Raw genomic sequence first — 514 nt, forward strand, 5'->3', positions numbered from 1 at the left:
GTCTCCTTGCCTCACTCTATCGCCAACCTTCACCAACACCTCCATCACCGATGCCGTTAACCGTGCAGCTATATCGGCGTGTTGTTCTGCAACGACGACGCCCGGAAATTCTCGAACAACCGGTTCGCTGGTTAACATCAGTTGATGTGTCTCTGCGTTATTTACATCAATCTGGTTGGTTTTCGCGTCATGTTCTGTCGGCAACTTTTCTGTAAAAAATCCAGCCATATAGAGAAAAAGAAGCGCGAGTATGGCAAACAGAATCACGCCTAACCATTTGGTATCTAGTTTCATTGCTCTTCCTCCAACTGAGGTAATCCATGTCCTTTGGTGTTTTGGTATGCAAGGTTGTAAACCACCGGAACCACAAGCAGCGTAAAGATGGTCGAGGCGGTAATTCCGAATATGATTGCCCAAGCCAAACCGTTAAAAATTGGGTCTAACGTAATCACGACGTTACCCAGTAACGTTGTACCCGCAGTCAGCAATATTGGCCGCATACGAACAACACCAG

Annotated in this window: 1 protein-coding gene and 1 pseudogene; both read right to left on the reverse strand. The window is 46.9% G+C overall.

Translation table 11 applies throughout. The features are described from left to right. Positions 1–294 (reverse strand): annotated as a pseudogene (locus R7Q46_RS30410) (efflux RND transporter periplasmic adaptor subunit); the annotation flags it as partial. Next, on the reverse strand, positions 291–514 hold a 224-nt coding region (locus R7Q46_RS30415; protein ID WP_318078745.1), incomplete at its 5' end, for a hypothetical protein. The gene R7Q46_RS30415 and the pseudogene R7Q46_RS30410, both read right to left, overlap by 4 nt.

This window comes from Vibrio sp. 811 (assembly GCF_033339195.1).